Below are 4,527 nucleotides of genomic sequence, written 5' to 3'. Positions count from 1 at the left end.
CGGTGAGCAACTGTCTTGAAGTTATGCGGTGGCGGCGCGCCAGGAGGCGTTGTCGCGGAGCATGGCGTTGAGGATGGTGATGAGCTTTCGCATCAAGGCCACGAGGACGACCTTTGGCGGCTTTCCGGCCTGGGCCAGACGCGCCTTCATCGCGGCGAGGGCCGGGTTGAAGGCGGGCGCCCACCAGAGCGGCCATGTAGAGAACATTGCGCACGATGGGGCGACCGCCGCGTATGGCGCGTCGTCCTCGTCGGCTCCGCTGTCGTGGTCGTAGGGCGCGACGCCGACCAGGGCGGCCACTTGCCGGGCGTCCAGATCGCCCAGTCCGGCAGTCGAGCCAGCAGCGTCCAGGCCAGGACGGGGCCTACGCCGGGCACCGAGCGCAGCAGCGCGTCCTTGCGCGCCAGATCGTCATCCTCGGCGATCAGCTGAGCCAGCCGCTTCTCGATCAGAACAAGATCCAGGCGGGTTCGCCCGCGTCGCCGCTGAGCCAGGCGTATCAACACCGGGTCGCGGACCATCCGGGCGGCGTTATCCAGTCGCGCCTGCTCCTCGACCAGGCGACGGCGCGCGTCGACCAACTCGGCCAACCGGCGGCGGCCGGATCAATCCGCGCCGAGCGGCTGGGCATCAGCGCCACGAAGCGGGCGATCAGCTCGGCGTCGATCCGATCGTTCTTGGCCAGGACCCCGCAGGCCTGGGCGAAGCGCCTAACCTTGCGCGGGTCCAGGAGCCGTGCGTCCAGCCCCGCCGTGAGCAGCGCCTCCACCGCAGCCTTCTCATAGCCGCCGGTCGCCTCCAGTCCGATCAGACTGGCCTTGGCCGCCCGCAGCCGTCTGACGAGGTCCCGCAGCCCAGCGGCGTCATTGGACACCGCGAAGCTCTCGCCCTCCAGCACCGCCACGTCCAGGCGATCCTTGGAGACATCCACGCCCACAAACACTCGATCCTGTGGCATCCTCTATCCCTTCCTTGCCAGTGCGAGGTCCCAAAGGCCTCATGCAACTGTTCGGGTTTGGAAGATCACGACCGGCCCAAACTCACCCACGGCCTCCAAGGCCAAGGGGTTTACGGGCTCAAGGTCGCGGCGGGCGGCTGCTGCTAACAGCCGCCCGCATCACCACAATAACCTCAGATCCAAGACACAAGGGGTCGCAGAGGCCTTTCCGATAGGGCTTTCGACCCCTCATCCGGCGCTTCGCGCCACCTTCTCCCGCAAGGGAGAAGGACAGACACGGCCGCTTCCCTCCCGGACGCCGGCCTCTGCGAGCCGCCCGGCGGCGCGCCCTAGCCGCCCGCCGACTGCTCGACCGCCAGGGCCAGGTCGAGGGCCCGGGCGGCTTCCTCGCCGGTGACCACCGGGCGGGGGCTCTGGCCGCGCACCGCCGCCAGGAAGCCGGCGACGCTCTGGCCCAGGGGGTCCTTGCCGGCCGGGGTCTCGGTGAAGTCCTCGATCAGCGGGAAAGGGGTGGTGTTGCGGAAGGTGCGGGCCAGGAAGTCGATGGCCACCTCGCCCGAGGGATAGACCACGCGCATGGTCCGCTCGCGGGCCTCGGCGACGCGCGAGGAGTCGAACACCGCCGTGAAGCCGTTGGCGAAGGTGGCCTCGGCCTTGACCCAGTCCAGGGAGTCCGAGCGGGTGACCGCCCCCTCGCCTTCCACCGCCACCGGCTCGGCCTCGCACAGGGCCAGGGCCAGATCGATGTCGTGGATCATCAGGTCCAGCACCACCGAGACATCCAGATTGCGGTCCGACGGCGTGCCGCGCCGCACGGCCTCCAGCCGCAGCGGCTGCTCGGGGATGTCCAGTAGGCCCATGGCCTGGAACACCACCCGCTCCTGATGGCCGCAGGCCAGGGGCACGCCGGCCTTGCGGGCGGCGGCGACCATGGCGTCGGCGTCATCGGGCGTCACCGCCAGGGGCTTTTCGGAATAGACCGGTTTGCCGGCCTTCAGCGCCGCCAGCGCCGCCTGGGCGTGATGCACCGCCGGGGTCGCGACGGTCACCACATCGACCGCGGCCAGGAAAGCGGCCATGTCGTCATAGGCGGTCGCGCCCAGCGGCTCGGCCAGGGCCTTGGCGCGGGCCAGGTCGATGTCGAACACCGCCACCAGATCGACATCCGGCAGCTCGACATATTTCTTGGCGTGGTAGCCGCCGAACACGCCGGCGCCGACGACGCCGGCTTTCAGGGAAGAAGCTTGGGTCATGGGCGCTGTCTAAACCGCTTTGCGCGCGCCCGGAAGCGCTGGAGCCCGCCGACGAGACGCGCTAAACAAGCGTTTAAATTAGAAACTCACAACAGATCATAGGGAGAAGACCATGACCGTCTCGCGAGAGATCCGCCTGAAGACCCGCCCGGTCGGCGTGCCGGCCGTCACCGACTTCGAACTGGCCTCGGTCGATCTGGCCGCGCCCGGCCCCGGCGAGGTGCAGGTGCGGAACCTGTGGATGTCGGTCGACCCCTATATGCGCGGCCGCATGTATGACCGTCCCAGCTATGTGCCGCCGTTCGAGCTGGGCAAGGCCCTGCAGGGCGGCGCGATCGGTCAGGTGGTCGCCTCCAACGACCCCGACTTCGCGGTCGGCGACATCGTCAACTCGATGTTCGGCTGGCGCGAGGCCTTCAATGTCGCCCCCAAGGCCATGGCCGCGCCGGGCATGGCGGCCCTGACCAAGATCGACACCCACGGCCTGCCGCCCCAGGCCTTCCTCGGCATTCTGGGCATGCCCGGCATGACCGCCTATGCCGGCCTGCTGCGCGTCGCCGCCCTGAAGGAGGGCGATGTGGTGTTCGTCTCGGCCGCCGCCGGGGCCGTCGGCTCGGTGGTCTGCCAGATCGCCAAGCTGAAGGGTCACACGGTGATCGGCTCGGCGGGCGGCGCGGAAAAGGTCGCCTTCCTCAAGTCGATCGGCGTCGACCATGTGATCGACTACAAGGCCACGCCCGACGTGGTGGCGGAACTGGCCAAGGCCGCGCCCAAGGGCATCGACGTCTATTTCGAAAATGTCGGCGGCGTGCACCTGGAGGCGGCCATCAATTCGGCGCGTCCGTTCGCCCGCTTCGCCCTGTGCGGCATGATCTCGCAATATAACGAGACCGGAACCCCGACCGGCCCGGCCAACATCATCCAGGCCGTCGGCAAGAGCCTGCGCCTGGAAGGCTTCATCGTCTCCAACCACTACGACCTCTATCCGGCCTTCGTGAAGGACATGGCCGCCTGGATCGGGGCCGGGAAGCTGCAGTGGAAGGAAACCATCGAGGACGGCATCGCGCACGCGCCCGAGGCCTTCATCAAGCTGTTCACCGGCGAGAACCTCGGCAAGATGCTGGTCAAGCTGGCCTAGTGAAGGCCGCGCGGCGCCGGGCCTGCCCCGGCGCCGCGCAACCGGCTCAGCGCGCCTTCAGCTCGGTCAGGACGTAGCCGTCGCCGTCCTTGCGATATTTGAACGCCACTCGCGCGCCGTTCTCGAGCGGGGCCTCGGCCAGAACATCGGCATAGGTCCGGAAAACCTGGCGTCCCGCCGCCAGCCCCGCGCCGCTCGCGCCCTCGTGATCGAGCGTGACTCCGAGGCCTTCCACCGAGGCCAAAACCCCGACTGAGTCGAATTCAGCCGCGCTCTTGGCGCTGGTTTCAGCGGCGCCAGGGGCCGCCGGGGCGGCGGCTTCCTTCGGCCCAGGACCGCATGAAGCGATCAGAACGGCCGCGACCGGAAGCAAAAACCAAGCTATTTTCATTGACTTAACACCCTAAATGGTCTGACCGGGCCGCCTGGCCTCCGCGCCGAACCGCAAGATTTTTACCGCACCTGCGAAATAGATCTCAATTTCGGTAGCGATTTCGTGATCGAAAGTTTACTCTGGACCTCGCCGGCGTCTCTCCACGCCGGAAATCGACGACGTTCAGACCCACCTGACAGAACGACCCAGTCCTAGCCGACGGGGCCCGATCCGTGAAGATGGCGTCTAGGTCTCGATCCCCTCCGGAGAGGCCCGGCCCTGCGCCGGACGCACCGAGATCTGGATCTGATGAGCGAACGCGGCGCCTTCTTCGACCTGACCTCCTCGCGGAGCGTCGCCTACGAGACGGTGATCTCGCCCCGCGACCGGGTCGAAATCCCCACCGACGCGCCCCTGGCCATGCCGGTGCAGCCGCTGGCGTTCTGGCAGGGCGGCGCCCGCGCCGCCGTCGACCTGCACGCCAATATCGGCCTGCGTCGCTGGCTGGTCTTCGTCGCCACCGCCATCATGGGCTTCGCCGGCTGGAAGGCGACCTTCGACACCATCGCCCTGGGCGGCGTCACCCGGCTGGAGCTGGTCTGCATCGTCCTGCTGGCCCCGCTGTTCGCGGCCCTGTCGCTGTGGTTCTGCACCGCCGTGGTCGGTTTCGTGGTCCTGCTGGGCAAGCCCAAGGATCCGCTGGGCATCGACAGCACCAAGCCCATGCCCCGGCCCAAGGCCCGCACCGCCATCCTGATGCCGGTGCACAACGAGGACGCGACGGCCGTGTTCGCCCGCCTGCGCG

General features: G+C 68.3%; 5 protein-coding genes and 1 pseudogene. 2 read left to right on the top strand and 4 right to left on the bottom strand.

Going from position 1 to position 4,527, the window contains the following annotated elements; genetic code table 11:
- Nucleotides 1–21 precede the first annotated feature (21 nt).
- The 3 genes from CSW58_RS14495 to CSW58_RS13590 form a co-directional block, all read right to left on the bottom strand.
- Nucleotides 22–300 (bottom strand): hypothetical protein, encoded by a 279-nt coding sequence (locus CSW58_RS14495; RefSeq protein ID WP_201721689.1) that lies wholly within the window; start codon nt 298–300, stop codon nt 22–24.
- A gap of 199 nt (nt 301–499) precedes the next feature.
- On the bottom strand, nt 500–958 hold the full coding sequence (locus CSW58_RS14490; protein WP_201721688.1) for a transposase: 459 nt from the start codon (nt 956–958) through the stop codon (nt 500–502).
- Between the two features lie 329 nt (nt 959–1,287).
- Nucleotides 1,288–2,211 carry a Gfo/Idh/MocA family protein gene (locus CSW58_RS13590; protein ID WP_099447619.1) on the bottom strand — a complete coding sequence of 308 codons (924 nt, stop codon included), beginning with the start codon at nt 2,209–2,211 and terminating at the stop codon, nt 1,288–1,290.
- A 112-nt stretch (nt 2,212–2,323) separates the two neighbouring features.
- Between CSW58_RS13590 and CSW58_RS13585 the strand changes: the two genes are divergently transcribed.
- A complete protein-coding gene (locus CSW58_RS13585; protein ID WP_099447618.1) occupies nt 2,324–3,349 on the top strand; it encodes an NADP-dependent oxidoreductase in 1,026 nt (341 codons plus the stop codon).
- Between the two features lie 46 nt (nt 3,350–3,395).
- Here the strand turns inward: CSW58_RS13585 and CSW58_RS15540 are convergent, their stop codons facing one another.
- Nucleotides 3,396–3,584 carry a copper-binding protein gene (locus tag CSW58_RS15540; protein ID WP_236627848.1) on the bottom strand — a complete coding sequence of 63 codons (189 nt, stop codon included), beginning with the start codon at nt 3,582–3,584 and terminating at the stop codon, nt 3,396–3,398.
- 447 nt (nt 3,585–4,031) lie between these two features.
- On the opposite strand from CSW58_RS15540, the pseudogene CSW58_RS13575 reads away from it, so the two are divergent.
- Nucleotides 4,032–4,527: pseudogene (locus tag CSW58_RS13575) on the top strand (glucan biosynthesis glucosyltransferase H); the annotation flags it as partial.

The organism is Caulobacter sp. B11 (genome assembly GCF_002737765.1).
GTDB lineage: Bacteria > Pseudomonadota > Alphaproteobacteria > Caulobacterales > Caulobacteraceae > Caulobacter.
The sequence above is the reverse complement of the archived record's forward strand: the minus strand, read 5'-3'. Positions and strand labels throughout refer to the sequence as shown.

Bases quoted from the DNA above. Each gene is read 5' to 3' on its own strand.
- CSW58_RS14490 (WP_201721688.1), bottom strand. From the start codon at position 958: ATGCCACAGGATCGAGTGTTTGTGGGCGTGGATGTCTCCAAGGATCGC.
- CSW58_RS13590 (WP_099447619.1), bottom strand. From the start codon at position 2,211: ATGACCCAAGCTTCTTCCCTGAAAGCCGGCGTCGTCGGCGCCGGCGTG.
- CSW58_RS13585 (WP_099447618.1), top strand. From the start codon at position 2,324: ATGACCGTCTCGCGAGAGATCCGCCTGAAGACCCGCCCGGTCGGCGTG.